The sequence below is a fragment of the Klebsiella sp. CN_Kp104 genome (assembly GCF_040064515.1).
Lineage (GTDB): Bacteria > Pseudomonadota > Gammaproteobacteria > Enterobacterales > Enterobacteriaceae > Klebsiella > Klebsiella aerogenes.
This window is the reverse complement of the sequence record NZ_JBEAII010000004.1, coordinates 57,431-82,167: the sequence shown is the minus strand read 5'-3', so window position 1 is coordinate 82,167 and position 24,737 is coordinate 57,431. Positions and strand designations below refer to the sequence as shown.

General features: G+C 57.9%; 22 protein-coding genes. 12 read left to right on the top strand and 10 right to left on the bottom strand.

Going from position 1 to position 24,737, the window contains the following annotated elements; genetic code table 11:
• Positions 1 to 241: 241 nt before the first annotated feature.
• From astE to ABLU80_RS07385, 4 genes are all read right to left on the bottom strand, one after another.
• Complete coding sequence (astE, locus tag ABLU80_RS07400) at positions 242 to 1,204, bottom strand: succinylglutamate desuccinylase (RefSeq protein ID WP_015366177.1); 963 nt, start codon at positions 1,202 to 1,204, stop codon at positions 242 to 244.
• A 73-nt stretch (positions 1,205 to 1,277) separates the two neighbouring features.
• On the bottom strand, positions 1,278 to 2,753 hold the full coding sequence (gene astD / locus ABLU80_RS07395; protein ID WP_047079540.1) for a succinylglutamate-semialdehyde dehydrogenase: 1,476 nt from the start codon (positions 2,751 to 2,753) through the stop codon (positions 1,278 to 1,280).
• The gene (gene astA, locus ABLU80_RS07390; RefSeq protein WP_032711851.1) at positions 2,750 to 3,784 is read right to left on the bottom strand and encodes an arginine N-succinyltransferase; all 1,035 of its coding nucleotides are present in this window, start codon (positions 3,782 to 3,784) and stop codon (positions 2,750 to 2,752) included. The genes astD and astA overlap by 4 nt, the downstream gene beginning before the upstream one ends.
• Positions 3,781 to 5,001, bottom strand: coding sequence for an aspartate aminotransferase family protein (locus ABLU80_RS07385; RefSeq protein ID WP_045363750.1), 1,221 nt, complete (start codon positions 4,999 to 5,001; stop codon positions 3,781 to 3,783). The genes astA and ABLU80_RS07385 overlap by 4 nt, the downstream gene beginning before the upstream one ends.
• 446 nt (positions 5,002 to 5,447) lie before the next feature.
• Between ABLU80_RS07385 and xthA the strand changes: the two genes are divergently transcribed.
• From xthA to ABLU80_RS07345, 8 genes are all read left to right on the top strand, one after another.
• Positions 5,448 to 6,254: an exodeoxyribonuclease III gene (gene xthA / locus ABLU80_RS07380; RefSeq protein WP_271032369.1), complete on the top strand. Its 807-nt coding sequence runs from the start codon at positions 5,448 to 5,450 to the stop codon at positions 6,252 to 6,254.
• A 199-nt stretch (positions 6,255 to 6,453) separates the two neighbouring features.
• On the top strand, positions 6,454 to 7,113 hold the full coding sequence (locus ABLU80_RS07375; RefSeq protein WP_026612279.1) for a TVP38/TMEM64 family protein: 660 nt from the start codon (positions 6,454 to 6,456) through the stop codon (positions 7,111 to 7,113).
• Complete coding sequence (locus ABLU80_RS07370; RefSeq protein ID WP_015366169.1) at positions 7,106 to 7,810, top strand: TVP38/TMEM64 family protein; 705 nt, start codon at positions 7,106 to 7,108, stop codon at positions 7,808 to 7,810. Before ABLU80_RS07375 ends, ABLU80_RS07370 begins: the two co-directional genes overlap by 8 nt.
• Positions 7,807 to 8,370: a carboxymuconolactone decarboxylase family protein gene (locus ABLU80_RS07365; RefSeq protein ID WP_047063787.1), complete on the top strand. Its 564-nt coding sequence runs from the start codon at positions 7,807 to 7,809 to the stop codon at positions 8,368 to 8,370. The genes ABLU80_RS07370 and ABLU80_RS07365 overlap by 4 nt, the downstream gene beginning before the upstream one ends.
• A gap of 9 nt (positions 8,371 to 8,379) precedes the next feature.
• A complete protein-coding gene (locus ABLU80_RS07360; protein ID WP_285177716.1) occupies positions 8,380 to 9,558 on the top strand; it encodes an ABC transporter substrate-binding protein in 1,179 nt (392 codons plus the stop codon).
• Positions 9,531 to 11,063 (top strand): thiamine ABC transporter permease, encoded by a 1,533-nt coding sequence (locus ABLU80_RS07355; protein WP_285177715.1) that lies wholly within the window; start codon positions 9,531 to 9,533, stop codon positions 11,061 to 11,063. The genes ABLU80_RS07360 and ABLU80_RS07355 overlap by 28 nt, the downstream gene beginning before the upstream one ends.
• Positions 11,063 to 11,707 carry an ATP-binding cassette domain-containing protein gene (locus ABLU80_RS07350; protein ID WP_348849863.1) on the top strand — a complete coding sequence of 215 codons (645 nt, stop codon included), beginning with the start codon at positions 11,063 to 11,065 and terminating at the stop codon, positions 11,705 to 11,707. The genes ABLU80_RS07355 and ABLU80_RS07350 overlap by 1 nt, the downstream gene beginning before the upstream one ends.
• Positions 11,708 to 11,782: 75 nt before the next feature.
• Entirely contained in the window at positions 11,783 to 13,090 is a 1,308-nt protein-coding gene (locus tag ABLU80_RS07345) for a sulfurtransferase (RefSeq protein ID WP_285177714.1), read from the top strand.
• 5 nt (positions 13,091 to 13,095) lie between these two features.
• Here ABLU80_RS07345 and ABLU80_RS07340 read toward each other — a convergent pair whose 3' ends face one another.
• Positions 13,096 to 13,728, bottom strand: a complete 633-nt coding sequence (locus tag ABLU80_RS07340) for a CDP-alcohol phosphatidyltransferase family protein (protein ID WP_047075641.1) — start codon at positions 13,726 to 13,728, stop codon at positions 13,096 to 13,098.
• A 100-nt stretch (positions 13,729 to 13,828) separates the two neighbouring features.
• Between ABLU80_RS07340 and ABLU80_RS07335 the strand changes: the two genes are divergently transcribed.
• Both ABLU80_RS07335 and gdhA read left to right on the top strand, forming a co-directional pair.
• Complete coding sequence (locus ABLU80_RS07335) at positions 13,829 to 14,227, top strand: pyrimidine (deoxy)nucleoside triphosphate diphosphatase (RefSeq protein WP_015366162.1); 399 nt, start codon at positions 13,829 to 13,831, stop codon at positions 14,225 to 14,227.
• Positions 14,228 to 14,418: 191 nt separating this feature from the next.
• Positions 14,419 to 15,762 carry an NADP-specific glutamate dehydrogenase gene (gene gdhA / locus ABLU80_RS07330; protein WP_015705776.1) on the top strand — a complete coding sequence of 448 codons (1,344 nt, stop codon included), beginning with the start codon at positions 14,419 to 14,421 and terminating at the stop codon, positions 15,760 to 15,762.
• A 43-nt stretch (positions 15,763 to 15,805) separates the two neighbouring features.
• On the opposite strand, the gene ABLU80_RS07325 is transcribed toward gdhA, so the two are convergent.
• The 4 genes from ABLU80_RS07325 to selD form a co-directional block, all read right to left on the bottom strand.
• Positions 15,806 to 16,783, bottom strand: coding sequence for an NAD(P)H-quinone oxidoreductase (locus ABLU80_RS07325; RefSeq protein WP_348849862.1), 978 nt, complete (start codon positions 16,781 to 16,783; stop codon positions 15,806 to 15,808).
• A gap of 23 nt (positions 16,784 to 16,806) precedes the next feature.
• Positions 16,807 to 17,658, bottom strand: a complete 852-nt coding sequence (hchA, locus tag ABLU80_RS07320) for a glyoxalase III HchA (RefSeq protein ID WP_015366159.1) — start codon at positions 17,656 to 17,658, stop codon at positions 16,807 to 16,809.
• A gap of 153 nt (positions 17,659 to 17,811) precedes the next feature.
• A complete protein-coding gene (locus ABLU80_RS07315; RefSeq protein ID WP_015366158.1) occupies positions 17,812 to 19,761 on the bottom strand; it encodes a DNA topoisomerase III in 1,950 nt (649 codons plus the stop codon).
• A gap of 4 nt (positions 19,762 to 19,765) precedes the next feature.
• Entirely contained in the window at positions 19,766 to 20,809 is a 1,044-nt protein-coding gene (gene selD, locus ABLU80_RS07310; RefSeq protein WP_045360482.1) for a selenide, water dikinase SelD, read from the bottom strand.
• A 226-nt stretch (positions 20,810 to 21,035) separates the two neighbouring features.
• Between selD and phoC the strand changes: the two genes are divergently transcribed.
• A complete protein-coding gene (phoC, locus tag ABLU80_RS07305) occupies positions 21,036 to 21,782 on the top strand; it encodes an acid phosphatase PhoC (protein ID WP_063422060.1) in 747 nt (248 codons plus the stop codon).
• Positions 21,783 to 22,091: 309 nt separating this feature from the next.
• On the opposite strand, the gene ABLU80_RS07300 is transcribed toward phoC, so the two are convergent.
• Positions 22,092 to 22,643: an NAD(P)H nitroreductase gene (locus ABLU80_RS07300; protein ID WP_015366154.1), complete on the bottom strand. Its 552-nt coding sequence runs from the start codon at positions 22,641 to 22,643 to the stop codon at positions 22,092 to 22,094.
• Between the two features lie 164 nt (positions 22,644 to 22,807).
• Here ABLU80_RS07300 and sppA point away from each other — a divergent pair, with 164 nt between their 5' ends.
• Positions 22,808 to 24,661, top strand: coding sequence for a signal peptide peptidase SppA (sppA, locus tag ABLU80_RS07295; RefSeq protein WP_015705783.1), 1,854 nt, complete (start codon positions 22,808 to 22,810; stop codon positions 24,659 to 24,661).
• The last annotated feature ends 76 nt before the right edge of the window (positions 24,662 to 24,737 follow it).

Here is a 24,737-nt window from a genome sequence, read left to right as displayed (position 1 = left end):
ACCAATTGTGGAGAAAATAAGGAAAATGAGGAGGGATATGCAACAAAAAATAAATAACAGGCTGTTTTATAAGGAAACTGTGAAGATTATAAAACAGTGGAGATTAAAAACAAAGCATTTAACCAGGAATAATCTGCAAACCATATCAATGGCACAAATAAATAAGATTGGCGCGCAGTGATATTTCACTCGATATTCACAACCGCGAACGACAACGGCTGTGAATAGTTAAGAAAGGAAATTACAACCGCTCCAGCATCAGCCCAGCCCGTAGCCCTGGCGCCACGCCGGGGTTGGGAAACAGCACGTACTCTTGCGCCTTTTCGACGACATAGCGCGTTTCGCCATCCTCCGCCAGCAGCGTCCCGGCGCTGAACGGCGTAAAATTGAGCGTCTCCCCCGACATATGCAACTGGAACTGGTCACTGTGGCGCGTGATCTGCTGCACCACCCGGTAGCGCAGCGGCGCAGTCGCTTCTTCCACCGCCAAATCGCCCACCAACAGCCTGCTTAACGCCCGCTGCGTCGCTGAGAACTGGGTTAAATCGTTGTCGCCAAAAGGCAGCGCTTTGCCCAACTCCAGCGTACAGGCCAGCGCGGCAAAACGTTCGCAACTAAAGTGGGTAAAGGTTCCCGCCGGTTGTTGATGGAACACCAGCGCCTCCAGCCCGGCCGCGCCAAGCCAGCTGAGAAAATCTTCGCTCCACGGCTCCTCGCGTGCCGGCAACACCCCAAAGCGCGGATGCAGCGAGCCGCGAATAGCGGTATGCATATCCAGATGCCAGCGCACGCCATGGCTATCGCTAAAGAAACGCGTCACAGCGCTTTCCAACTGCCGCGCCCGCACCGTTTCCCCACTGGGCGCGAACTTGCGCCAGCGTTCGCCGAACATGCGGTTCATATCGCTATCGAGATAGCGTTTATTTTGCCGCAGCGCCGGCGGGTTGCCGAATATCACCAACACACGCCAGCGCAGCGGGAGTTCGCCGCTAAACAACTGCTGAAGCAAAGCGTTGACTATCTCCACCGGCGCGGTTTCATTGCCGTGAATACCGCAGGAGAGTACCAGTGAACGTTCGCAGCGCGCATGCGGGGTCAGCAGCAGGATGCCGCAATCGATCCAGTGCCAACGAAAATGGGCGGTTTCGCCATGAAAATGATGCGGCCAGCGCCCCGCCAGAGTTAGTGCCAGAAAGTCGTCCACGACGCCTCCTCTATTACTGAAACGGATCGAGGAAAACTCGCAGGGCCGAGAATCCCGGCCCCGCGAACTTTCATCAACTTGCCTGCGATGAAAAATCCAGACCCGGACTGAGCGTCTCCGGTAGCGCCAGTTCGGCAGATTCCAGGCTGGCCATCGGCCAGGCGCAATAATCGGCGGCGTACCAGGCGCCTGGACGATGATTTCCCGAGGCGCCGGTTCCGCCAAACGGCGCGGTACTGGCGGCGCCGGTCAGCGGCTTGTTCCAGTTGACTATCCCGGCGCGGGCTTCCAGCAACAGGCGCTCGAACTTATCGCGCTCGGAGGAAATCAATCCGCAGGAGAGACCAAAACGGGTGGCGTTAGCCATCGCGATCGCTTGCGCGAAATCGTCATAGCGCCACACGCACAACAGCGGGCCAAAGACTTCTTCATCCGCCACCTGCTGCACGTTGCTCATGTCGATGATCCCCGGCGTCAGCAGCGAAGTGCCGTCGCGCAACAGACGCGGCTCCAGTAACGTCTGTCCGCCGCTCGCCACGTGCCCAAGCCAGGCCTGATGCACCTTTTGCGCGGCCTGCGGCGATACCAGCCCGCCCAGGAACGGCTGCGGCTGCGCATCCCACTCGCCGGGAATAAGACGTTGTGACACCGTCACTAAACGCTGCAAAAACGCGTCGCCCGCCGTGCCGCGCTTGACCAACAGGCGGCGCGCGCAGGTACAACGCTGCCCGGCGGTGATAAATGCCGACTGGATAGTCAGGTGAACCGCTGCGTCAATATCCTGCGGCTCGTCAACAATCAGCGGGTTATTGCCGCCCATTTCAAGGGCGAGGATTTTTTGCGGCTGCCCGGCCAGTTGACGATGCAGTTGGAAACCGGTCGCGGAACTGCCGGTGAACAACAGACCGTCGATATCCGCCTGCCCGCTCAGCGCCTCGCCGGTCTCCCGGCCGCCCTGCAGTAGATTCACGACTCCAGCGGGTAAGCCCGCCTCAGCCCACAGTTTAACCACCGCTTCGCCACTTTGCGGCGTAAGCTCGCTGGGTTTAAAGACGATGGTATTACCGGCGAGTAGCGCCGGTACGATGTGTCCGTTAGGTAAATGGCCCGGGAAGTTATACGGCCCGAACACCGCCAGTACCCCGTGGGGGCGGTGGCGCAGCGTGGCAGCGCCGTCTGCCATCGCCGTCTCGCTCTCGCCGGTGCGGCTATGGTAGGCGCGCACTGAGATTGCCACCTTATTTATCATGGCGGTAATTTCCGTGGCCGCCTCCCAGCGTGGTTTACCGGTCTCGGCGGCAATAATCGCCGTCAGCTGGCTTTTGTTCGCTTCCAGCAGCGCCGCAAACTTCTCGACGATCCCCTGACGCGCGCTAAATGGCTGACGCGCCCAGGTGGGGAAGGCCTGACGCGCGGCGCTAACCGCCTGCGCGACCTGCCCGGCGTCGGCGTCATTTCCCTGCCACAGCAGCGCCTGGTTGACCGGGTTATATTTACTGCGCTGCGGGCCGCGCCCGCTTTGCCATTCGCCGTTAATCCATAAACTCATGATGCTTTCTCCTCCGGGATCAGGCGGACCATCCGTACGCGGTCGCCTGGATGGCATTTCAGCGTATCCAGCTCACGCGCACTCAGCAGCAACGTTTCGCTATCCGGGTCGGCATGGACCAGGATGGCGCGGAACTGTTGATACTGCTCGTTGGTGACAAGACACTGCGGCCACTCTCCCGGCGCAGGCTGCCCTTCTTCCACCGTCAGCAGGCGGCTTTTGCGTATCGCCCGCACCCGGTCGATTTCGCACTCCAGCGTCGGGCCGCCGTCGAAAATGTCGATGTAGTTGTTAAAACGGAAGCCTTCTTTTTCCAGTACCGCACGCGCAGGCGCCGTTTGCGGATGAACCTGGCCGATGACCGCCCGCGCTTCATCGGAGAGAAAGTCGATATATAACGGATGTTTTGGCATTAGTGCGGCGATAAACGCTTTTTTACCGGTGCCGGAGAGATAGTCGGCGCGGGAAAATTCAATCGCGAAGAAGCGCTTGCCGAGGCTTTCCCAGAACGGCGAATAGCCATGCTCATCAATCACGCCGCGCATCTCGGCAACCACTTTGTCATTAAAGTGGTCGCGGAAACCGGCCATAAACAGCAATCGCGATTTCGACAACAGGTAGCCGTTACCCTCTTTACGCCATGCCGGATCGAGAAACAGCGTGCAGAGTTCGCTACAGCCGGTGTGATCGTTGCTAAGGAACAGCGTCGGCAGCGCGTGATAAACGTTGAGCTCTTTTGATGCATGTACCTGCGTGCCGACCCGATAGTTGTACCAGGGATCGTTGAGGCCAACGGCGACTTCAATCGCGCAGATCCCAACGACCGCGCCGCTGACGCTATCTTCCAGCACAAAGACATAGCCCTGCTCGCTTTTAGGCAGTTCGCCGCGCCAGGTCCGCTGGGAGCGTTCAATGCGGGCAGCCAACGTGGGTTCGTCCGCCGGCAGCGACGTCAGGCCGCCGCCGGTTTCTCCCGCCAGGGCCATCAGCCCCGGCAAATCGGCTTTTTCAACCGGTCGGATCACCATCATGATGAAACTCCCGCAAGGAAGTGACGGCAGGCCAGCTCAAAGCGATCGAGACCGGTGTTCACCTCTTCCTCGCTCACGTTAAGGGCCGGAGCGAAGCGAACGACGTTTGCCCCGGCAATCAGTACCATCAGCCCGTCTTCCGCCGCCTGGGTACTAATGGCTTTAGCTTTCCCGGCATATTCGTCGTTCAGTACACAGCCAATCAGCAGCCCCAGTCCGCGAATTTCCTTGAACAGGCCGTATTTGGCGTTAATCGCGCTCAGGCGTTCGCTAAACCACTGGTGACGCTGTTTAACGCCGTTCAAAAGCGTCGGGGTATTGACGATAGACAGTAACTCCCCGGCAACAGCGGTGGCGAGTGGGTTACCGCCGTAGGTCGTGCCATGGGTGCCGACGGTCATCACGCTGGCGCATTTTTCCGTCGCCAACAGCGCGCCGATCGGGAAGCCGCCGCCCAGCGCTTTCGCCGTCGACAGGACATCCGGCGTCACCCCGTAGTGCATATAGGCATACAATTCGCCGGTACGACCGACGCCAGTTTGAACCTCATCAAAAATCAGTAGCGCGTTGTGCTGATCGCACAGTTCACGCAGGCCGCGCAAAAATTCCGCTTTCGCAGGCACCACGCCGCCCTCGCCCTGCATCGGCTCGACGATCACCGCGCAGGTATCGTCATTAATCAGCGCCCGCGCCGAGTCGAGGTCGTTATAGGTAGCATGTTGGATCTGCGGCGGCAGCGGCGCAAAATCCTGCGAATAGGAAGGCTGGCCGCCAGCGGACACGGTGAACAAAGTGCGCCCGTGGAAGGCGTTTTTGAACGCGACAATGCCGCTTTTGTGGCTGCCGTAATGATCGTGGGCGTATTTACGCGCCAGTTTCAGCGCCGCTTCGTTGGCTTCGGCGCCGGAGTTACAAAAGAAAACGCGGTCGGCAAAGGTGGCGTCGATCAGCTGTTTGGCAAGGCGCAGCGCCGGTTCGTTGGTATAGCCGTTACCGGTATGCCAGAATTTTCCCGCCTGCTCGGTCAGCGCTTTTACTAGCTGTGGATTAGCGTGTCCCAGCGCATTCACCGCGATACCGCCGGCAAAATCGATATACTCTTTCCCCTGCTGATCCCACAACCGTGAACCTTCGCCGCGTACCGGAATAAAAGCCGCCGGCGCATATACCGGCATCATCCATTGATCAAAATTGCTACGCGTAATTGACTGAGACATATCGACCTCTTCCGGTAAATTAAAAGTAAGCACAATGTTAAAATTTATGAGTTATTACGCTGTAAATGTAGATTGCACGCATCGTGCCAGCCAGAGGCAAAAATGCATAAATTGAGCTCAATCACGCGATATCAATGAGTTACATACACTAATTATTCAATAAAAATGCATAATTAGTGAATAGTCATCAAATAAACGGCGCTGGATAGAGGAAAACGACGAGAAGTTATGCAGCGATAAGATATAATTCTGTAATTGTGATCCTCTACGAAATTTATCGTAGATATCTGCGCTTTTTTGGCGCGACATGCGCCAAAACGGTGCATAATTTGTGCGATTCGCTCGCCAACCGCAGTAATCGGTAGAATTAACCACCTGCCGGCAGCCACCATGATGAAATTCTGCTAACATCCTTGCACTATTCACCTTGCACAGTGGCAGCGACTATGAAATTCATCTCTTTTAATATCAACGGCCTGCGTGCCCGCCCCCATCAACTGGCCGCCATCGTCGATAAACATCAGCCCGATGTTATCGGCCTCCAGGAAACCAAAGTACACGACGATATGTTTCCTCTCGAAGAGGTGGCGAAGCTGGGTTACAACGTCTTTTACCACGGGCAAAAAGGCCATTACGGCGTCGCGCTGCTGACCAAAGAGACTCCGATAGCCGTGCGTCGCGGCTTCCCGGGCGACGGCGAAGATGCGCAACGCCGCATCATCATGGCGGAAATCCCCTCGCCATTTGGTAATATCACGGTAATTAACGGCTATTTCCCGCAAGGAGAGAGCCGTGACCACGAGACTAAATTTCCGGCGAAAGCGGCGTTTTATCAGAATCTGCAGAACTACCTCGATACCGAGCTGAACAAAGAAAATCCGGTGCTTATCATGGGCGATATGAACATTAGCCCTACCGACCTTGATATCGGCATTGGCGAAGAGAACCGTAAGCGCTGGCTGCGCACCGGTAAATGTTCCTTCCTGCCGGAAGAGCGTGAATGGATGGATCGCCTGCTGGGCTGGGGCCTGGTCGATACCTGGCGTCACGCCAACCCGGATAATCATGACCGCTTCTCATGGTTCGATTACCGCTCTAAAGGTTTCGATGACAATCGCGGTCTGCGTATCGACCTGCTGCTGGCAAGCTCGCCGCTGGCTCAGCGCTGCGTCGAAACCGGCATCGATTACGACATCCGCGGGATGGAAAAGCCTTCCGATCATGCGCCGGTATGGGCAACCTTTAAACCATAACTCTTCTTTGGGGCTCCGGCGCGGAGCCCCGCTATCCTGAGCAAAATCAATAAAGTGAACGGTATACATTGTCGCTCGCGGCAATTTACTATACTGTCGCGCGCACCCGGCGTTTCCTGCCGGACAAAACGAAGACAGGAGACCCTCATGCAAAAGAAGCCGTTACCCGACACGCTATAAACTGCTGTTTGCCGTACTCCTGTTTGCCCTGCTGGCATGGCTTGTTCAGCACGCCGGGCTGACGAGACTGTTCAGCCACCTTCACGATCTTCAATTGCTTATTCTGCACAGCGGTAGCGCAGGTTATGCGCTTTATATCCTGCTGTTTATCATCGCCACCTTATGTCTGATGCCAGGCAGCGCGTTAGTCATCGTCGGCGGTATGATATTCGGCCCCTGGTTGGGCACGCTACTCTCGCTTATCGCCGCGACTGTCGCCTCATCGCTGTCGTTCCTGCTGGCCCGCTGGCTGGGCCGCGAAGCGCTGCAGCGCTATTGCGGTCACCACGCCGTTTTTCAGGCTTTCGAGCGCGGTATTGCCCGCAGCGGCTGCGATTTTCTGATTTTCACCAGGCTGGTGCCGCTGTTCCCTTATAATCTGCAGAATTATGCCTATGGGCTGACGGCGATCCCCTTCTGGTCCTTTACGTTTATCTCCACCATCGCCACCCTACCGGGATTGTTTATTTATACTTTTATGGCCAGCGAACTGGCCCGCGATGGCATCACCCTGGCTTTTATTGGCAAACTCAGCATTGCCGGCCTGATGCTCTTTGTATTAACTCAGGCCGCCAGACGTTATGGCCGCTATAAACGCATTAGTGTCGCAACATCCGCGGTAAGCGATAAAAATGGATAACAGAAAACGGCTGTGGCTCTTACGCGGCGCTATCATCCTGCTGGCACTGGCAGCGCTCGTCGGCTGGTGGTTAATACCGGGCGTACGCTCCTTTGTGCAACATAGCTTCAGCGCGTTTGCCACCCTCGATCAGCAAGCGCTGGAGCGTTTTATTCACGCTTATGGTCCGCTGGCAGCCCTGGTCTCTTTCGGGCTGATGATCCTGCAGGCGATTGTCGCGCCGCTGCCGGCATTTTTAATTACCTTTGCCAACGCTTCGCTGTTCGGCGCACTGTGGGGCGGCGTATTGTCATGGGTCAGCGCGATGGCTGGCGCGGCGTTGTGCTTTTTTATTGCCCGCGTACTGGGCCGTGAAGTGGTAGAAAAACTAACCGGCAAGGCGGTATTACAGAGCGTAGATGGTTTTTTTAGGCGCTACGGCAAGCACACCATCCTGGTTTGCCGCCTGCTGCCCTTCGTCCCTTTCGATCCGGTGAGTTACGCCGCTGGGCTAACCTCAATCCGCTTTCGCCATTTTATGTTTGCCACCGGCGTCGGCCAATTACCGGCGACTATCGTCTACTCGTGGGCCGGAAGCCTGCTGACGGGGGGGCTGTTCTGGCTGCTCAGCGGTTTATCTATTTTGTTCGCTTTAGCTATCGTAGTCGCGATAGTCAAAGCGCAATACGTTGCGCATCACAACAGGAAATCGCCATGAATCTACCGCCGTTAACGTCGATTCCATTGATCCTGCGCCCGCAGGCGTGGCTACACCGTCGCCATTATGGCGCGGTGCTCAGCCCTATCCGCTGGTGGGGGCGCATCCCGCTGGCGTTTTATCTGGTCTCCATGTTTGTCGGATATCTGGAACGCCGACGCTCGCCGCTCGATCCGCTGCTACGCTCGTTGGTGAGCGCCCGTATCGCCCAGCTGTGTCACTGTGAATTTTGCATTGATATCACCAGCATGAAACTGGCGCAGCGCGCCGGCGGCAGCGAAAAACTATTGGCGGTTAACGACTGGCGCAATAGCGGATTATTCAGCGATAGCGAACGGTTGGCGCTGGAATATGCCGAAGCGGCGAGCATGACGCCGCCCGCCGTCGATGATGCACTGCGCGCCCGGCTGGCGCAGCAGTTCGATGCTCAGGCGTTAACCGAACTAACCGCGCTGATCGGCCTGCAAAATTTATCCGCACGCTTTAATTCCGCGCTGGCGATCCCGGCGCAAGGCCTGTGCCAAATCCCGAAGCCCGATGTTTTCGACACTCATCCCTAAGGAGTCAATATGCGCAGTCTGCGTTATTGTTTAATTTGGCTTGCCGCACTGCTGCTGGCCCCGACTCTCGCCAACGCCGACGAGAACTGGCAGAGCATCAGCCAGCAGGCGCGCGGCCAGACGGTGTGGTTCAACGCCTGGGGCGGCGACCCGGCGGTTAACCGTTACCTCGACTGGGTCAGCGCCGAGGTGAAACGGGATTACGCCGTCGATCTGCGTATTGTACATATCGCCGATGCCGCCGATGCGGTCAAGCGTATTCAGACCGAGGCGCGTGCCGGGCGTTCCCACGGCGGTTCAATCGATTTATTGTGGATTAATGGCGAGAATTTCCGCACATTGAAGCAGGCGAATTTACTTCGCAGCGACTGGGCCGAGAAGCTGCCTAACTGGCGCTACGTCGATACGCGAAAACCGGTTCGAGAAGATTTCTCCATCGCCACCGACGGCGCGGAATCCCCGTGGGGCAGCGCGCAGCTGACCTTTATCGCCCGCCGATCGCAGCTGTCTGCCCCCCTGGACAGCGCACAGGCGCTACTGGCTTTCTCCACAGCGCATCCAGGCAGCGTCACCTATCCGCGGCCGCCGGATTTTACCGGCACCGCTTTTCTTGAGCAGCTGCTGATCGCGCTGACCGATCGGCCGGAGGCCCTGCGCCAGCCGCCGCAGGCGGCAAGTTTCGCCGCGGTGACCGCGCCGCTATGGGCCTATCTCGACAGGCTACACCCCCACCTCTGGCGCCAGGGTCGCGATTTTCCGCTGTCGCCGGCGCGGATGGACGCGATGCTGGCGCAAGGCACGCTACAACTATCGCTGACCTTCAATCCGCTGCATGCGCAGCAAAAAGCCGCCAGCGGCGAACTTCCGCCAGACAGTTATAGCTTCGGTTTTAAACAAGGGATGCTCGGCAACGTGCATTTTGTCGCTATCCCCGCCAACGCCCGCGCGACGGCAGGCGCACAGGTGGTGGCCAACTTCCTGCTATCGCCACAGGCTCAGCTACGCAAAGCCGATCCGCAAATCTGGGGCGATCCCAGCGTACTCGATCCCGAAAAACTCAACGACGCCCAGCGCGCCGCATTTTACGCCGTGCAGCCGAAAGCGACGCCGCCGATGCTGGCTGAACCGCACGCCGCCTGGGTTGACGCGCTGGAGCAGGAATGGTTGCGCCGCTACGGTACCCACTAATTGCGCTGACGTGGGGAGCGATAGCGCTTATCTATCTCCCTCTGCTTCCCGCCGCCGCGCTGATGGCGATACCTGCCGTCGACGCCGCGGCCTGGCGGGCGCTATTTAGCGATCCGCAGTTGCCGCAGGCGCTGGCGGCGACGCTAGTCTCTACGCTGCTGGCGGTGGGCGGCGCGCTGTTCATCACCCTGATGGTGATTGGCGCATTATGGCCAGCTACTGGCTGGCAGCGCCTGGCGAGAAGATTACCGCTGCTGCTGGCGGTACCCCATGTCGCCTTCGCCACCGCCGCCTTGCTGCTATTTGCCGAAGGCGGCTGGCTGTATCGTCTGTTTCCCGCATTGAGCCCACCGGTCGATCGCTACGGTATCGGGCTGGGCCTGACAATGGCGGTTAAAGAGAGCGCTTTTTTACTGTGGGTGGCGTATGGCGTACTGGGTGAAAAACAGCTGGCGGCCCAAACCGTAGTCATGAAAACCCTCGGCTACAACCGCTGGCAATGTCTGCAGTGGATTATTGTGCCGGCACTGCTGCCATCGATGAGCCTTGTTCTGCTGGCCACCGTCGCCTGGAGTTTGTCGGCGGTGGATGTCGCTTTGGTGATCGGTCCGGGAAATCCGCCAACGCTGGCGGTACTGGCGTGGCAATGGCTTAATCAGGGCGATCCGCTGCAACAGGCGAAAGGCGCGCTGGCCAGCCTGCTGCTGCTGGCGTTCACGTTAATCTTCGCGGCCATCGCATCGGTAGGCTGGCGCCGCTGGCGGCAAACTATTCCCGCACTATGCGGCAAGCGCGCCGCCCCCGCCAACGCAACGACTGGACATATCCTGGCGCAGGCGGTACCCGCCTGCGGTCTGGTTTGCGCGTTGTTGTTGGCTGGCATTTCACAATGGACGCAGCCAACGGCTGAGGCGATCGGCAACAGCCTCTGGCTGGCGTTAGGCGCGGCGATACTGGGGGCCGCGCTGTGCCTGCTGTGGCTGGAGTTCGGTCCCGCCAGATATAACGGACTCTGGCTGCCATTAATCATCCCGACGCTGCCGCTAGCCGATGGTCAATATCAATTAGCGCTCGTGGGCTGGTTCGACGGTCAATTGATGACGGTATTATGGGGGCATCTGTTATGGGTCGTGCCATGGATGCTGTTTATCCTCTCCCCGGCGTGGCGCAATCTTGATCCACGGTTGCTATTGATCGCCCGTACGCTTGGCTGGCGGCGCGGCCGCCAGTTCTGGTGGGTCAAACTGCCGTCAATGGCACGACCGCTGCTTACCGCGCTGGCGGTCGGGTTTTCGGTGAGTATCGCGCAATATCTGCCGACCGTGTGGCTCGGCGGCGGGCGGACGCCGACGTTGACCAGCGAAGCGGTCGCGCTGAGCAGCGGCGGCGACAGTACGCGGCTTGCCGCACAAGCGCTGTGGCAATTGCTGCTACCGGCGATCTGTTTTATGGTTACTGCGCTGATAGCCTGGTGTATAGGCCGTCGCCGCCGGGGATTACGCTAATGCTAACCGTTCACAATCTGACATTAACCCTCCACCGCCAACCGCTGTTGTGTGGGGTAAATTTTTCTGTCGCCCCCGGCGAAGTATTGACCTTGATGGGCCCTTCCGGCTGCGGTAAATCAACCCTTTTCGCCTGGATGATCGGCGCGCTTGCCGACACCTTTCGCGCCGAAGGTGAATTATGGCTCAACAAACGCCGCTGCGACGGGCTCGCCACTGAAGCGCGACGCATTGGCATCCTGTTTCAGGATGCGCTACTGTTTGACCACTTCAGCGTGGGGCACAATTTACAGCTCGCCCTGCCCGCTGAAATCCGCGGCGCGGCGCGCCAGGCTGAAGTTGAGCAAGCGCTGGCGCGCGCCGGCATGCCGGGCTTCGCCTCGCGCGATCCGGCCACGCTCTCCGGCGGACAGCGCGCGCGCGTCAGCCTGCTGCGCGCCCTGCTGGCAAGGCCGCAAGCGCTGCTGCTGGATGAGCCTTTTAATCGCCTGGATGCAGAACTTCGCGCCGATTTTCGCCAGTGGGTGTTTGCGGAAATTGACCGGCTGGCAATCCCGGCGGTGCTGGTGACTCACGACAGTCAGGATCTCCCGCCGGGCGGACGCTGTATTAATATTGCCGCCTGGCAGGCAAATTCCGCCTAACCTGCGTTATCGCAAAGAAATTCCCTTATCAGGAGCAGAGAATGAGCCCTCCTCTTTCTACCGTCGGGCATTTCGATGAAACGTGTTTCTCAATTGACCGCACTCGCCCTGCTCATGGGGCTTGCTGCTTCCTCTACTTTCGCTGCTGATACCATGCCAACGCTGGACTTTTCAACGCTGCAACAGCTGCACGGCGTAGCGATAGACACCCGCCTCAGCGCTTTCTATAACGGTTGGCCGCAAAGCGCCAACGGCCCACAGGGCCATGAACCGCAGGCGCTAAACCTCTCCGCTACCTGGCTTGGCGCAATGAGCGACGAACAACTGCGTGCCTGGGCTACTCAGCACCGGCTGCAGGCCGATACGCCAATCGCGTTATATGGCGGCGCTGACGATAACGCCAGGGTTGCGGCGCGCCTGAAAGAAGCCGGATTCACCAAACTCAGCACGCTTAGCGACGCCTTCAGTCAGGGCGAGCGCCTGCAGAAGCTGCCGCACTTTGAGCAGCTGGTATATCCGCAGTGGATCCACGATTTACAGCAAGGTAAAACCGTTACCGCCGCCCCGCAGGGCGACTGGAAACTGTTTGAAGTGGCCTGGGGGGCGCCGAAATTTTATCTGCTGAATCACATTCCCGGCGCCGGTTATATCGATACCAATGAAGTGGAAAGCGAGCCGCTGTGGAACAAAGTGTCCGATGAACAGCTAAAAGCGATGCTGGCTAAACACGGTATTCGCCATGACACCACGGTGATTCTGTACGGCCGCGACGTCTACGCCGCCGCGCGCGTCGCGCAGATCATGCTGTATGCCGGGGTGAAAGATGTCCGCCTGCTCGACGGCGGTTGGAAAAGCTGGTCCGACGCGAATCTGCCGGTCGAGCGCGGCATGCCAGCGAAAGAAAAAACGGTGACCGATTTCGGCGCGCCGATCCCCGGTCAGCCGCAGTTAATGCTCGATACCGAACAGGCGCGTGGGTTACTACACCGCCAGGATGCGTCGCTGGTCAGCGTACGCTCATGGCCGGAATTTATCGGCACCACCAGCGGCTATAGCTACATCAAGCCGAAGGGCGATATTGCTGGCGCCCGCTGGGGTCATGCCGGCAGCGATTCCACCCATATGGAAGACTTCCATAATCCGGACGGCACCATGCGCAGCGCCGATGATATCGCGGCGATGTGGAAACAGTGGAACATTCTGCCCAACCAGCAGGTCTCGTTTTACTGTGGCACAGGCTGGCGCGCCTCGGAGACCTTCATGTACGCCAGAGCGATGGGCTGGAAAAACGTCTCCGTTTACGACGGCGGCTGGTACGAATGGAGCGGTAATCCGCAAAATCCGGTAGCCACCGGCGAACGCGGCCCGGACAGCAGCAAATAATCCGCCTACTGAGGGAGGTGCTGGCTTTGCGCCTCCCTCAGCGTCAGGTAGCCGCTCCAGATACGGGTGAAGGTCGTCAGCCAGCATAACGCGCCGAAACACCACGCCAGCCAGGTGAAGTGCGCAGGAAACAGGCAACACAGCACAAATAGCAGGATCGTCTCCGTTCCTTCAGTCAACCCGCCAAGATAATAAAATGATTTATGCGCATAGCCCGGATTGGCAATTTGATGCTTTGCCGCGAGGGTCGCAAACGCCAGGAAGCTGCTGCCGGTGCCGATAAACGCAAACAGCAGCCAGCCGCCCGCCAGTGCATTTTGCGCCGGGTCGGCAACAATAAAACCGAACGGCACCAGCGCGTAAAACAAAAAATCGAGCGAGATATCCAGAAATCCGCCGGCGTCGCTGAGGCCGCGCCGCCGCGCCAGCGCGCCATCCAGGCCATCCAGCAACCGGTTCAGCACAATGGCCGCCAGCGCGGCGCCGTACCAGCCGAGCGCCAGAAACGGCAGCGCCAGCACGCCGATAGCAAAACCGAAAAGCGTCAGGCCGTCAGGGGAGATCCCCGGACGATCGAGCACGCGGGCGATGGCATTCAGTACGGGCTTCAATCGGGGATGCAGGCGGCTATCAAGCACGGTGTCGCTCCATCAGGCTAAAAGGTTGTCGGGACAGGGGAAAGACGGAGATAATACGCCATTATAAGCAAGGCCGGTATTTGAATGATTCAGGACAACTATGCAAAAAATCATTGATGTTGTCGCCGCGATTATCGAACGCGACGGTAAAATCCTGCTGGCGCAGCGCCCGCCGCATGCCGATCAGCCGGGGCTGTGGGAGTTCGCCGGCGGCAAAGTCGAACATGGCGAAAGCCAGCCGCAGGCGTTAGCGCGCGAACTGGAAGAGGAGTTGGCTATCGTTGCGAGGCCAACCCGCTATATCGCCAGCCATCAACGGGAAGTCTCCGGACGTTTGATCCACCTGCATGCCTGGTGGATTGGCGAGTTTAGCGGTGAACCGGTCGCTCATTACCATAGCGAACTGCGCTGGTGTACGCCGTCGCAAGCATTAGAATTTGATCTGGCGCCGGCGGATATTCCTCTGCTGAATGCCTTTATCGCTCAACAGGCAGGTTAGTTTCTTCCCCCCATCTTCGGCCTGGGTCATCGTTTTTAGTTATGACCCTTGTCGGATTATAAATTTTTCTCCGCACTCAATTTTTCCTTGTCAGCCTAACTATTTCCGGTGTTATAGTCGGAAAATCGGCTTTTTCAAGGCCGTGTATAAAAAATAACAAGCAACCACAACCGTAAGGGGAAATTACATCTATGGATCAGGCGTGTACTCTGGAAAGTTTTCTCGCCCGCGTTCAACAGCGCGACCCGCATCAAACTGAATTCGCCCAAGCCGTCCGCGAAGTGATGACCACTCTGTGGCCGTTCCTTGAACAGAATCCGCGCTATCGTCAGCTCAATTTGCTGGAACGCCTGGTCGAACCGGAGCGCGTCATCCAGTTCCGCGTCGTCTGGGTTGACGATCGCAATCAGGTTCAGGTTAACCGCGCCTGGCGCGTGCAGTTCAACTCCGCGATTGGCCCGTACAAAGGCGGCATGCGCTTCCACCCGTCGGTCAACCTGTCGATCCTTAAGTTCCTGGGCTTCGAACAGACCTTCAAAAACGCCCTCACCACGCTGCCGATGGGCGGCGGTAAAGGCGGCAGCGATTTCGACCCGAAAGGTAAAAGCGACGGCGAAGTGATGCGCTTCTGCCAGGCCTTGATGACGGAACTGTATCGTCACCTCGGCCCGGACACCGACGTACCCGCGGGCGACATCGGCGTTGGCGGCCGCGAAGTCGGCTTTATGGCCGGCATGATGCGCAAGCTTTCCAACAATAGCGCCTGCGTCTTCACCGGCAAAGGTCTCTCCTTCGGCGGCAGTCTCATCCGCCCGGAGGCTACCGGTTACGGTCTGGTTTACTTTACAGAAGCGATGCTCAAGCGCCACGGCCTGGGCTTCGAAGGGATGCGCGTCGCGGTATCCGGATCCGGCAACGTGGCGCAGTTCGCCATTGAGAAAGCCATGGAATTCGGCGCGCGCGTCATTACCGCTTCCGATTCCAACGGTACGGTGGTAGACGAAGCCGGCTTCACTAAAGAAAAACTGGCCCGTCTGATCGACATTAAAGAGCGCAGCCACGGTCGCGTTGCCGATTACGCGCGCGAATTCGGTCTAACCTACCTCGAAGGCCAGCAGCCGTGGTCAGTGCCGGTAGATATTGCGCTGCCGTGCGCGACCCAGAACGAACTGGACGTCGATGCCGCGCAAATGCTGATCGCCAATGGCGTTAAAGCGGTTGCCGAAGGCGCTAACATGCCCACCACCATTGCCGCCACCGATCTATTCCTCGATGCTGGCGTGCTGTTCGCGCCGGGCAAAGCTGCCAACGCCGGCGGTGTCGCCACATCCGGCCTTGAAATGGCGCAGAACGCCGCGCGTATGGGCTGGAAAGCGGAGAAAGTGGATGCGCGTCTGCATCACATCATGTTGGATATTCACCACGCCTGCGTCGAATACGGCGGTGAAGAGAAGCAGACCAACTACGTCCGCGGCGCCAATATCGCCGGCTTCGTCAAGGTCGCTGACGCCATGCTGGCGCAGGGTGTGATTTAATCTGTGTCTTTATCCCCGACGCCCGGCGTCGGGGATATCAACGCTACTCCATGGTAATCACCACTTTCCCCAGGTGATTACCGCTATCGAGGCAGGCATGCGCCTGCGCGATTTCAGCCATCGGATAGCTGGCGTAAATCAGCGGTTTACATTTACCCTGCGACAGCAGCGGCCAGACATGGCGCTGTAGCGCCTGAGCGATCTGCCTTTTTTCTTCCGCGCTTCGTCCTCGCATCGTTGAACCGGTCACGGTCGCGCGCTTGAGCATCAAGGTTTGAATATCAACATCATGGGCGATTCGTCCCCCCATAAAGCCAATAATCACCAGCCGCCCATCTCGCTTCAGCAGTTCCAGATTACGATTAAAATAGGGGCCACCCACGATATCGAGAATAACGTCGACGCCTTTACCATCGGTCAGCTGATTGATTTTCTCAGCGAAATCATCGGTTTTGTAATTGATAGCCGTGGCATAAGGACGCAGCGCCGCCACTTTTTCTTCCTGCCCGACGGTGGTATAGACTTTCATACCTAACTCATGACACAGCAGGATCGCCGTTGTTCCGATGCCGCTGGCCCCGCCGTGAATCAGCACGCTTTCATGAGGTTGCGCCCTGCCCATCTGAAACAGGTTGGCCCACACGGTAAAGAAAGTTTCAGGTATCGCCGCCGCTTCGCTAAAGCTCAGCCCAGGCGGTATTGGCAACGTTTGCCCCGCCGGTACCGTGCAATACTCCGCATAGCCGCCGCCGTTGGTCAGAGCGCAAACTTTATCGCCGGGATGAAAATCCGTCACCTGCGATCCTACCGCCGCGACCACTCCAGCGACTTCCAGCCCGGGTATCGGCGTTACTCCTTCCGGCATCGGATAAACGCCCTGCCGCTGTAAGATATCCGGCCGATTGACGCCAGCGGCTTTCACCTGGATCAGGACGTCGTTATCACCAACCGAAGGGATGTCGCCTTCACCAATCTGAAGAACCTCCGGGCCGCCCGGGTGACTAATTGAGATATATTTCACTGCTCCCCCTCATCAGATTGCTGTTACTTTGCATATTCGTCGAGCAACGCTTTTGCCGCCAGTTGACCGAGCGCATTTGCCGCAAAAGGACTGTCCCCGGTCAGCACTTTACGATCCTGATGCACACGACCTTTAATATCGCTGTTTACGATTTCCAGCCCCATCGCTTTCAGCGCTTCGCCAAAATACCAGGTCAGGTGACCTGGCATATAGCCGATATCCGGCGTTTGTTTATCGGCGGCATCCGGAAACGCGCAAATGGCATAACCGTTTAACGGATTCTCCCCATGACGTAATGCGAGAAACGCCGCCGGGCCGTGACAGAGCGAAATCACAAACCGATCGTGCCGCAGCGCCCAGCGCAGCGTTTCGGCGACGGCTTCGCTCTCCGGCAGGCCGATAAGCGCACCGTGGCCGCCGGGAATAAATACCGCCGCATAGTCGCTATCAGCCCCCAGTTGCCCCACAACATCTGAAAGCGCCAGCGGCTGGCGGAACTGCGGCAGATAACGCTCGAAGAACGGCATAATCTTTTGGTCTTCGCGCGGCATCGCCCAGTATTCGAACTTGACCATTTGCCCGGAGAGCGTCGCAATATCAAAATCGAAACCTGCGGCGTGCAGATGGTACATCGGCAGCAGCGTCTCTACCGGATGATTACCGGTCGAAAAGAGCGTGCCGTTATCGGTAGGCAGGTAACGTTCATCGGCGGCGATAACCAGCACTTTCCGCCGCCCGCGATACCCTGATGCATAATCAGCGCCGCTGAGATCGGACACTGGGCTGGTAAACTGACTAAGGGAGTAGGCTGAAGGGAAAAAAGCATTCTCTTCAGCGTGGTCAACTTGCGGTTGTTTACTGATTTGTTCGCTCATCATCTTTTCCTTTTCATCCCTTCTTTAACATCAATAACCCTATTTTAGAGCAGGGAGGCGGAAATGATATGTGGGAAAACCCTCATCCGGGTTTAGCGCCCTCAGGCGGAAGTGCGTTTTAGCTAAGCCCCTCGTGGCGAGGGGCGAAGAAAATTATTGCGGACTTTCCGGCGCGATGTCCGCCGCCGGCTTTTTCCCTTTCGGCTTGCCTTTCCCTTTACTAAACGACTTTTTCGCTCCGCCTGGCGCGACCAGCCCGCGGAACTGGCGCACCGGCGTGCTCCGCGCCTGATCGATAAGCTGGAACAGCGTCCCCACCAGCGGCTGCATAAAGTCCTGATAGCGGCACTGTTTTTCGCTGATTTGCGTCAATACCGATTCCCAGTGGGCGGTCATATCCGGGCGCGCGGCCATTTCCGGCAGAGAATGGATTAGCGCCCGACCGGCATCCGATGAGTGGATATAGCGCCCCTTTTTATTCAGGAAACCGCGCTTAAACAGCAGCTCAATAATCCCGGCGCGGGTCGCTTCCGTCCCCAGACCGTCGGTTGCGCGGAGGATCTTTTTCAGTTCTTTATCCTGCACAAAGCGGGCAATACCGGTCATCGCCGAGAGTAACGTCGCGTCGGTAAAGTGGCGCGGCGGCTGGGTTTGTCGCTCCACCACTTCACCTTTTTCGCACAATAGCTCATCGCCTTTGGCGACCACCGGCAGCGGCGTACCGTCGTTCTCTTCGTCGCGCTCTTTGTTACCAAGCAGCGCGCGCCAGCCCGCTTCGGCGAGGAAGCGCGCCTTGGCGACAAATTTGCCGTTAGCAATATCCAGGTCAATCTGGCACTTGCGGAACACCGCATCCGGGCAGAACTGCATCAGATACTGACGAGCGATCAGGTTGTATACCTTCTCTTCGTTATCGTTGAGTTTGACCTGACTGCTGCGCGCGGTCGGGATAATGGCGTGGTGCGCATCGACCTTTTTATCATCCCAACAGCGGTTGCGGATCTCCGGATCCATCACCGGCTGCGGCAGCAGATCTGGCGCATGGACGCTAATCGCATTCAGTACCGCATGGCGGCCGGCAAAATGTTCCTCAGGCAGGTAGCGGCTATCCGAGCGCGGATAGGTAATCAGTTTGTGGGTCTCATACAGCTTCTGGCAGATATCCAGCACGTTCTGGGCGCTGAAGCCGAAACGTTTGGCCGCTTCGATCTGTAACGCCGACAGTGAAAACGGTAGCGGCGCCGGTTCGGAATCGCGCTTATCGTTATAGCCGGTCACGATTGCCGGCTGGCCTTCAATGCGTTTAACCACATGCTCGGCCAGCGGGCGATGCAGTAAACGCCCCTCTTCATCCTGATAGGGTTCGCAGGCTTCGCTCGGCACCCAGGTGGCGATAAACCGCTCGTCTTGCGGCGTGACAATATGCGCTTTGACGTCAAAGAAATCTTTGGCGACGAAGTTCTCGATCTCTTCATCGCGACGCACCACCAGCCCCAACACCGGCGTCTGTACGCGACCAACCGACAACACTCCCTGATAGCCGGCATTACGCCCGAGAATGGTGTAGGCGCGGGTCATGTTGATGCCATACAGCCAGTCGGCGCGAGCGCGGGCCAGCGCCGACACGCACAGCGGGACAAACTCGCTATTCGCGCGCAGGCGGTTAATCGCCCGCTCAACCGCCTGTGGGTTGAGGTCGTTAATGAGGCAACGCTGCACCTGTTGGCGCTTTTCCGGCGCCAGCTGCAGGTAGTCCAGCACCTCATCGACCAGCAGTTGCCCTTCTCTATCCGGGTCGCCCGCGTGAACCACTTCCTGCGCCTCGCCAAGCAGGCGCTTGATGACGTTCAGCTGTTTCGTGACCGACGGTTTTGGTTGCAGTTGCCACTTTTCCGGAACGATAGGTAGATCGAGCAGGTTCCAGCGCGCATAGCGGCCGTCGTAAACATCCGGCTGCGCCTGCTCCAGCAGGTGGCCGATACACCAGGTGACCACCTGCCCGTTGCCGCACTCAATAAAGCCATCGCCTTTGCGATGCGGTTTCGGCAACACATCGGCGATAGCGCGACCGAGACTCGGTTTTTCTGCAATAAACAACCGCATCTAATCAACGGATCTCGATCATTGGACGCCCGCCGCGGGCGGTGACCAGCTCGCCAATGGCGGCAAGCTTAATGCCAAATTCCGCGGCAGCGGCCTGGACTTCGGCTTCGGCTTCCGGCGTGACCGCCAGCAGCAGGCCGCCGGAAGTTTGCGGATCGCACAGCAGATCGCGCCATTCCGCCGGCATCTCGCCCATCAAATGACCGTAGCTGGCAAAGTTGCGTCCGGTGCCGCCCGGCACCGCTCCGGCGGCAATGTAAGCTTCAACGCCCGGGAGTTTAGGGATATCGGCGTAGTTTAGTTGCGCCTGAACGCCCGCGCCGCGGCAGACTTCGCTGAGATGCCCCAGCAGGCCGAAACCGGTGACGTCGGTCATCGCTTTTACCCCTTCGATATTGGCAAATGCGGCGCCGGCAAGGTTCATCTGGCACATGGTTTCCGTCGCCAGCCCTTGATGTTCCGGCTTCAGCAACGATTTCTTCTCGGCGGTAGTCAGCACGCCAATACCCAGTGGTTTGGTCAGATACAGCTTGCAGCCCGCCTGCGCGGTGCTGTTTTTCTTGATACGTTCGGTTGGCACCACGCCGGTCACCGCGAGCCCGAAAATCGGTTCCGGCGCATCGATGGAGTGACCGCCCGCCAGCGCAATCCCGGCCTGCTGGCAGGCAAAACGCCCGCCTTCAACCACTTCGCGAGCAATCTCCGGCGCCAGCGTGTTGATTGGCCAGCCAAGTATCGCAATCGCCATAATCGGTTTGCCGCCCATGGCGAAAATGTCGCTGATGGCGTTAGTCGCCGCGATACGGCCAAAATCAAAAGGATTATCGACGATCGGCATGAAAAAATCGGTGGTGCTGATGATCGACGTCCCGTTACCCAGATCGTAGACCGCCGCATCGTCACTGGTTTCGTTGCCGACAAGCAGGTTCGGGTCGACAAACTTCGCCTGCTCGCTATGCAGAATGGTTTCCAGCACTTTAGGGGAAATTTTACAACCGCAACCGGCTCCGTGGCTGTATTGCGTTAAACGAATAGCTTGCTCGCTCATGGACATCTCCTGTCATTGCAATCCCGCTATGGTAGCGCCCAAACGGCAAGGTGATAAGTGCGACAGTCCGAAATCGCGAGTGGTTGCTCATTAAGCAGACAAATATGCGTTTTTGCGATACCGAACAATTTTTTCAACGCCATTTTAACTTTTACTTACAGATGACAAAAATGTGACTAAAAACAAAACCATTGTTCTGGACATATAACACCGTAAGGAAATGTAGATGAAAAAGCGCGTTCTCGCCCTCTGCCTCGCCAGCCTGTTTTCCGTTAACGCTTTCGCGCTGGTCCCTGCCGGCAATGATGCAACCACCAAACCGGATCTCTATTATCTGAAAAATGCACAGGCCATCGATAGTCTGGCGCTGTTGCCGCCGCCGCCGGAAGTTGGCAGCATCGCATTTTTAAACGATCAGGCGATGTATGAGAAAGGACGGCTGCTGCGCAATACCGAACGCGGCAAGCTGGCGGCTGAAGATGCTAACCTGAGCGCCGGCGGCGTCGCGAATGCCTTCTCCAGCGCTTTTGGTTCGCCCATCACCGAAAAAGACGCGCCGCAGTTACATAAGCTGCTGACAAATATGATTGAGGATGCCGGCGATCTGGCCACCCGCAGCGCGAAAGAGAAATATATGCGCATTCGCCCGTTTGCGTTCTACGGCGTTTCAACCTGTAACACTACCGAGCAGGACAAGCTGTCGAAAAACGGATCTTACCCTTCCGGCCATACCTCTATCGGTTGGGCAACCGCGCTGGTACTGTCGGAGATCAATCCGCAGCGGCAAAACGAAATTCTCAAACGCGGCTATGAGTTGGGCGAAAGCCGGGTTATCTGCGGCTATCATTGGCAGAGCGACGTCGATGCGGCGCGGATAGTCGGCTCGGCGGTGGTGGCGACCCTGCATACCAACCCGGCCTTCCAACAGCAGTTGCAGAAAGCAAAGGATGAATTCGCCAAAACGCAGAAGTAACGTCATCGCCGTTGCATTCCCGGAGGCGGCGCTTAACGCGCCTTCTCCGGGCTACCAAATCGCAAAACGCTGTAGCCCCGGTAAGCGCCAGCGCCACCGGGGATTTTGAGATAGCCAGCACCAGTAGTTTCAGCCAGCATGGTGAATAAATTAAAGGCAGGCCGCACGGACCGTGGATACTGTTATCGGTTTGCAACTTTTTTAAGGTTTTTTCCCGGAGGCGGCGCGCTGCGCCTTCTCCGGGCTACTAAATCGCACAGCGCTGTAGCCCCGGTAAGCGGCAGCGCCACCGGCGTAACAAGCACTGACTCAGAAGCGCGTGACGAACGGCGCGGTATCCGGACGCGTAAACGTGGTTGATGCTTTTAACTGCGGCGTGCCAAGGTAGAGGAAACCGACAATTTTGTCCTGTTCGCGGCAGCCAAAGCCTTCGCGGACAACCGGACTCTCGGTTAACGCACCGCTACGCCAGATACCGTTATAGCCCTGCGCCACTGCGGCCATTTGCATCGCCATCACCGCACATCCTGCGGACATCTCCTGTTCCCACAGCGGTACCTTCGGATGTTCTTCGCAGCGTGCGACTACCGCGATAATCAACGGCGCACGGAACGGCGCATTACGTGCTTTTTCAATGGCTTTTTCATCCTGCCCGGCGGCCATCGCCCCTTTTTCCAGCAGTTGGCTAAAGCGTTCGCGGCCATCATCGGCAATAATAAAGAACCGCCACGGTTGTAACGTGCCGTGATCCGGCGCACGCATCCCCGCGTGAAGGATATTTTCCAGCTGTTCACCAGCCGGAGCCGGATCGGTCAGGCGCGACGCGCTGCGGCGATTTACCAGTAGTTCGAGAGCATCCATCTGTGTAACTCCTGTGATGTCATTTTGCATAAAATTAACATGCGCATGGATTTTGTTACAGCCCGATGGGTGATTCCTGCTGACAAGCGTCGGCACTCTCTTTAGGATAGCCAGACGCGGCAGCCCCTGCGGCTGACCCATCATCAAAATATTAGGGAGAATACATGCGAACCCTTTGGCGATTTCTTGCCGGATTTTTTAAATGGACATGGCGAATACTCAATTTCATTCGCCAATTCGCGCTGAACCTGGTGTTCCTGGTGTTAGTGCTGATTTGCGTCGGCATCTGGGCACAGTTTAGCAGCAGCACCGCGGAACATACCGCACGCGGCGCGCTGCTGATGGACATCACCGGCGTGGTCGTTGATAAGCCTTCCGCCAGCAGCAAGCTCGGGGTCATCGGCCGCCAGCTGTTCGGCGCCAGTTCCGATCGTCTGCAGGAGAACTCGCTGTTCGATATCGTACAGACGATTCGCCAGGCGAAAGACGACCGTAATATCACCGGTATCGTACTGGATCTGAAAAACTTCGTCGGCGGCGATCAGCCCTCGATGCAGTATATCGGTAAAGCGCTACGCGAGTTCCGCGACAGCGGTAAACCGGTATATGCCGTCGGCAGCAGCTACACCCAGGGGCAATACTATCTGGCGAGTTTCGCCAATAAAATTTGGCTCTCGCCGCAGGGTGAAGTCGACCTGCACGGCTTTGCCACCAACGGCCTGTATTACAAGTCGCTGCTGGATAAACTAAAAGTCTCGACCCACGTTTTCCGCGTCGGTACTTACAAATCCGCCGTCGAGCCATTTATTCGCGACGACATGTCGCCGGCTGCGCGTGAAGCGGACAGCCGTTGGATCGGCGAACTGTGGCAGAACTATCTCAACACCATTGCCGCTAACCGCCAGATCACCGCGCAGCAGCTGTTCCCCGGCGCTCAGGGCGTGATCGACGGCCTGCGTAAAGTTGATGGCGATACCGCGAAATACGCGCTGGATAACAAGCTGGTCGACGAGCTGGCCACCTCGACGGAAGTGGAAAAAGCGCTGACTAAGCAGTTTGGCTGGAGCAAAGCGGATAACAACTATCGCGCCATCAGCTACTACGATTACAACGTCAAAGCGCCAACTGAACAGGGTTCGGCGGTTGCGGTTATCTTTGCTAATGGCGCCATCATGGACGGTGAGGAAACGCCGGGTAACGTCGGCGGCGACACCACCGCGGCGCAAATCCGCGACGCGCGCCTGGATCCGAAAGTAAAAGCGATCGTCCTGCGCGTCAACAGCCCGGGCGGCAGCGTCAGCGCCTCGGAGGTCATCCGCGAAGAGCTGGCGGCGGCGAAAGCGGCGGGTAAACCGGTGGTGGTCTCAATGGGCGGCATGGCGGCATCCGGCGGTTACTGGATCTCCACCCCGGCGGATTACATCGTGGCGAACCCGAGCACCCTCACCGGCTCCATCGGTATCTTCGGCGTGATTAACACGGTGGAAAATACGCTCGGTTCGATTGGCGTTCATACCGATGGCGTCGCCACTTCGCCACTGGCCGATGTCTCAACCACCAAATCGCTACCGCCGGAAGTGCAGCAGTTAATACAGCTGAGCATCGAAAATGGCTATAAGCGCTTTATCACCCTGGTGGCTAATGCGCGTAAGAGCACGCCGGAGAAGATTGACCAAATCGCGCAAGGCCACGTCTGGACCGGTGAAGATGCCAAGGCCAATGGTCTGGTAGATAGCCTCGGCGATTTCGACGATGCGGTGGCGAAAGCCGCGGAGCTGGCGAAACTGAAACAGTGGCATATCACCTGGTACCAGGAAGAACCCACGTTCTTCGCGATGGTGATGGATAGCCTGACCGGTTCAGTGCGCGCGGCTCTGCCGGCCGCGATTCAAGCATACCTGCCTGCGCCGGTTGCGGCAGCCGCGGACGTTGTGAAAACGGAAAGCGATAAACTGGCGGCATTTAACGATCCGCAGAATCGCTACGCCTTCTGTCTGACCTGCGCCAATATTCGTTAATCCCCCGTCTGCCCCCGCCGTGGGGCAGCGTTTCAACGACATTAAATTCAAGCGCTTCTCTGCAACTCCCAGGGTT

Coding starts and splice junctions, on each gene's coding strand:
- gdhA (WP_015705776.1), top strand. CDS start 14,419: ATGGATCAGGCGTGTACTCTGGAAAGTTTTCTCGCCCGCGTTCAACAG.
- astA (WP_032711851.1), bottom strand. CDS start 3,784: ATGATGGTGATCCGACCGGTTGAAAAAGCCGATTTGCCGGGGCTGATG.
- ABLU80_RS07385 (WP_045363750.1), bottom strand. CDS start 5,001: ATGTCTCAGTCAATTACGCGTAGCAATTTTGATCAATGGATGATGCCG.
- ABLU80_RS07360 (WP_285177716.1), top strand. CDS start 8,380: ATGCGCAGTCTGCGTTATTGTTTAATTTGGCTTGCCGCACTGCTGCTG.
- ABLU80_RS07350 (WP_348849863.1), top strand. CDS start 11,063: ATGCTAACCGTTCACAATCTGACATTAACCCTCCACCGCCAACCGCTG.
- xthA (WP_271032369.1), top strand. CDS start 5,448: ATGAAATTCATCTCTTTTAATATCAACGGCCTGCGTGCCCGCCCCCAT.
- ABLU80_RS07370 (WP_015366169.1), top strand. CDS start 7,106: ATGGATAACAGAAAACGGCTGTGGCTCTTACGCGGCGCTATCATCCTG.
- hchA (WP_015366159.1), bottom strand. CDS start 17,658: ATGAGCGAACAAATCAGTAAACAACCGCAAGTTGACCACGCTGAAGAG.
- selD (WP_045360482.1), bottom strand. CDS start 20,809: ATGAGCGAGCAAGCTATTCGTTTAACGCAATACAGCCACGGAGCCGGT.
- ABLU80_RS07355 (WP_285177715.1), top strand. CDS start 9,531: ATGGTTGCGCCGCTACGGTACCCACTAATTGCGCTGACGTGGGGAGCG.
- phoC (WP_063422060.1), top strand. CDS start 21,036: ATGAAAAAGCGCGTTCTCGCCCTCTGCCTCGCCAGCCTGTTTTCCGTT.
- ABLU80_RS07335 (WP_015366162.1), top strand. CDS start 13,829: ATGCAAAAAATCATTGATGTTGTCGCCGCGATTATCGAACGCGACGGT.
- sppA (WP_015705783.1), top strand. CDS start 22,808: ATGCGAACCCTTTGGCGATTTCTTGCCGGATTTTTTAAATGGACATGG.
- ABLU80_RS07315 (WP_015366158.1), bottom strand. CDS start 19,761: ATGCGGTTGTTTATTGCAGAAAAACCGAGTCTCGGTCGCGCTATCGCC.
- astD (WP_047079540.1), bottom strand. CDS start 2,753: ATGAGTTTATGGATTAACGGCGAATGGCAAAGCGGGCGCGGCCCGCAG.
- ABLU80_RS07300 (WP_015366154.1), bottom strand. CDS start 22,643: ATGGATGCTCTCGAACTACTGGTAAATCGCCGCAGCGCGTCGCGCCTG.
- ABLU80_RS07365 (WP_047063787.1), top strand. CDS start 7,807: ATGAATCTACCGCCGTTAACGTCGATTCCATTGATCCTGCGCCCGCAG.
- ABLU80_RS07345 (WP_285177714.1), top strand. CDS start 11,783: ATGAAACGTGTTTCTCAATTGACCGCACTCGCCCTGCTCATGGGGCTT.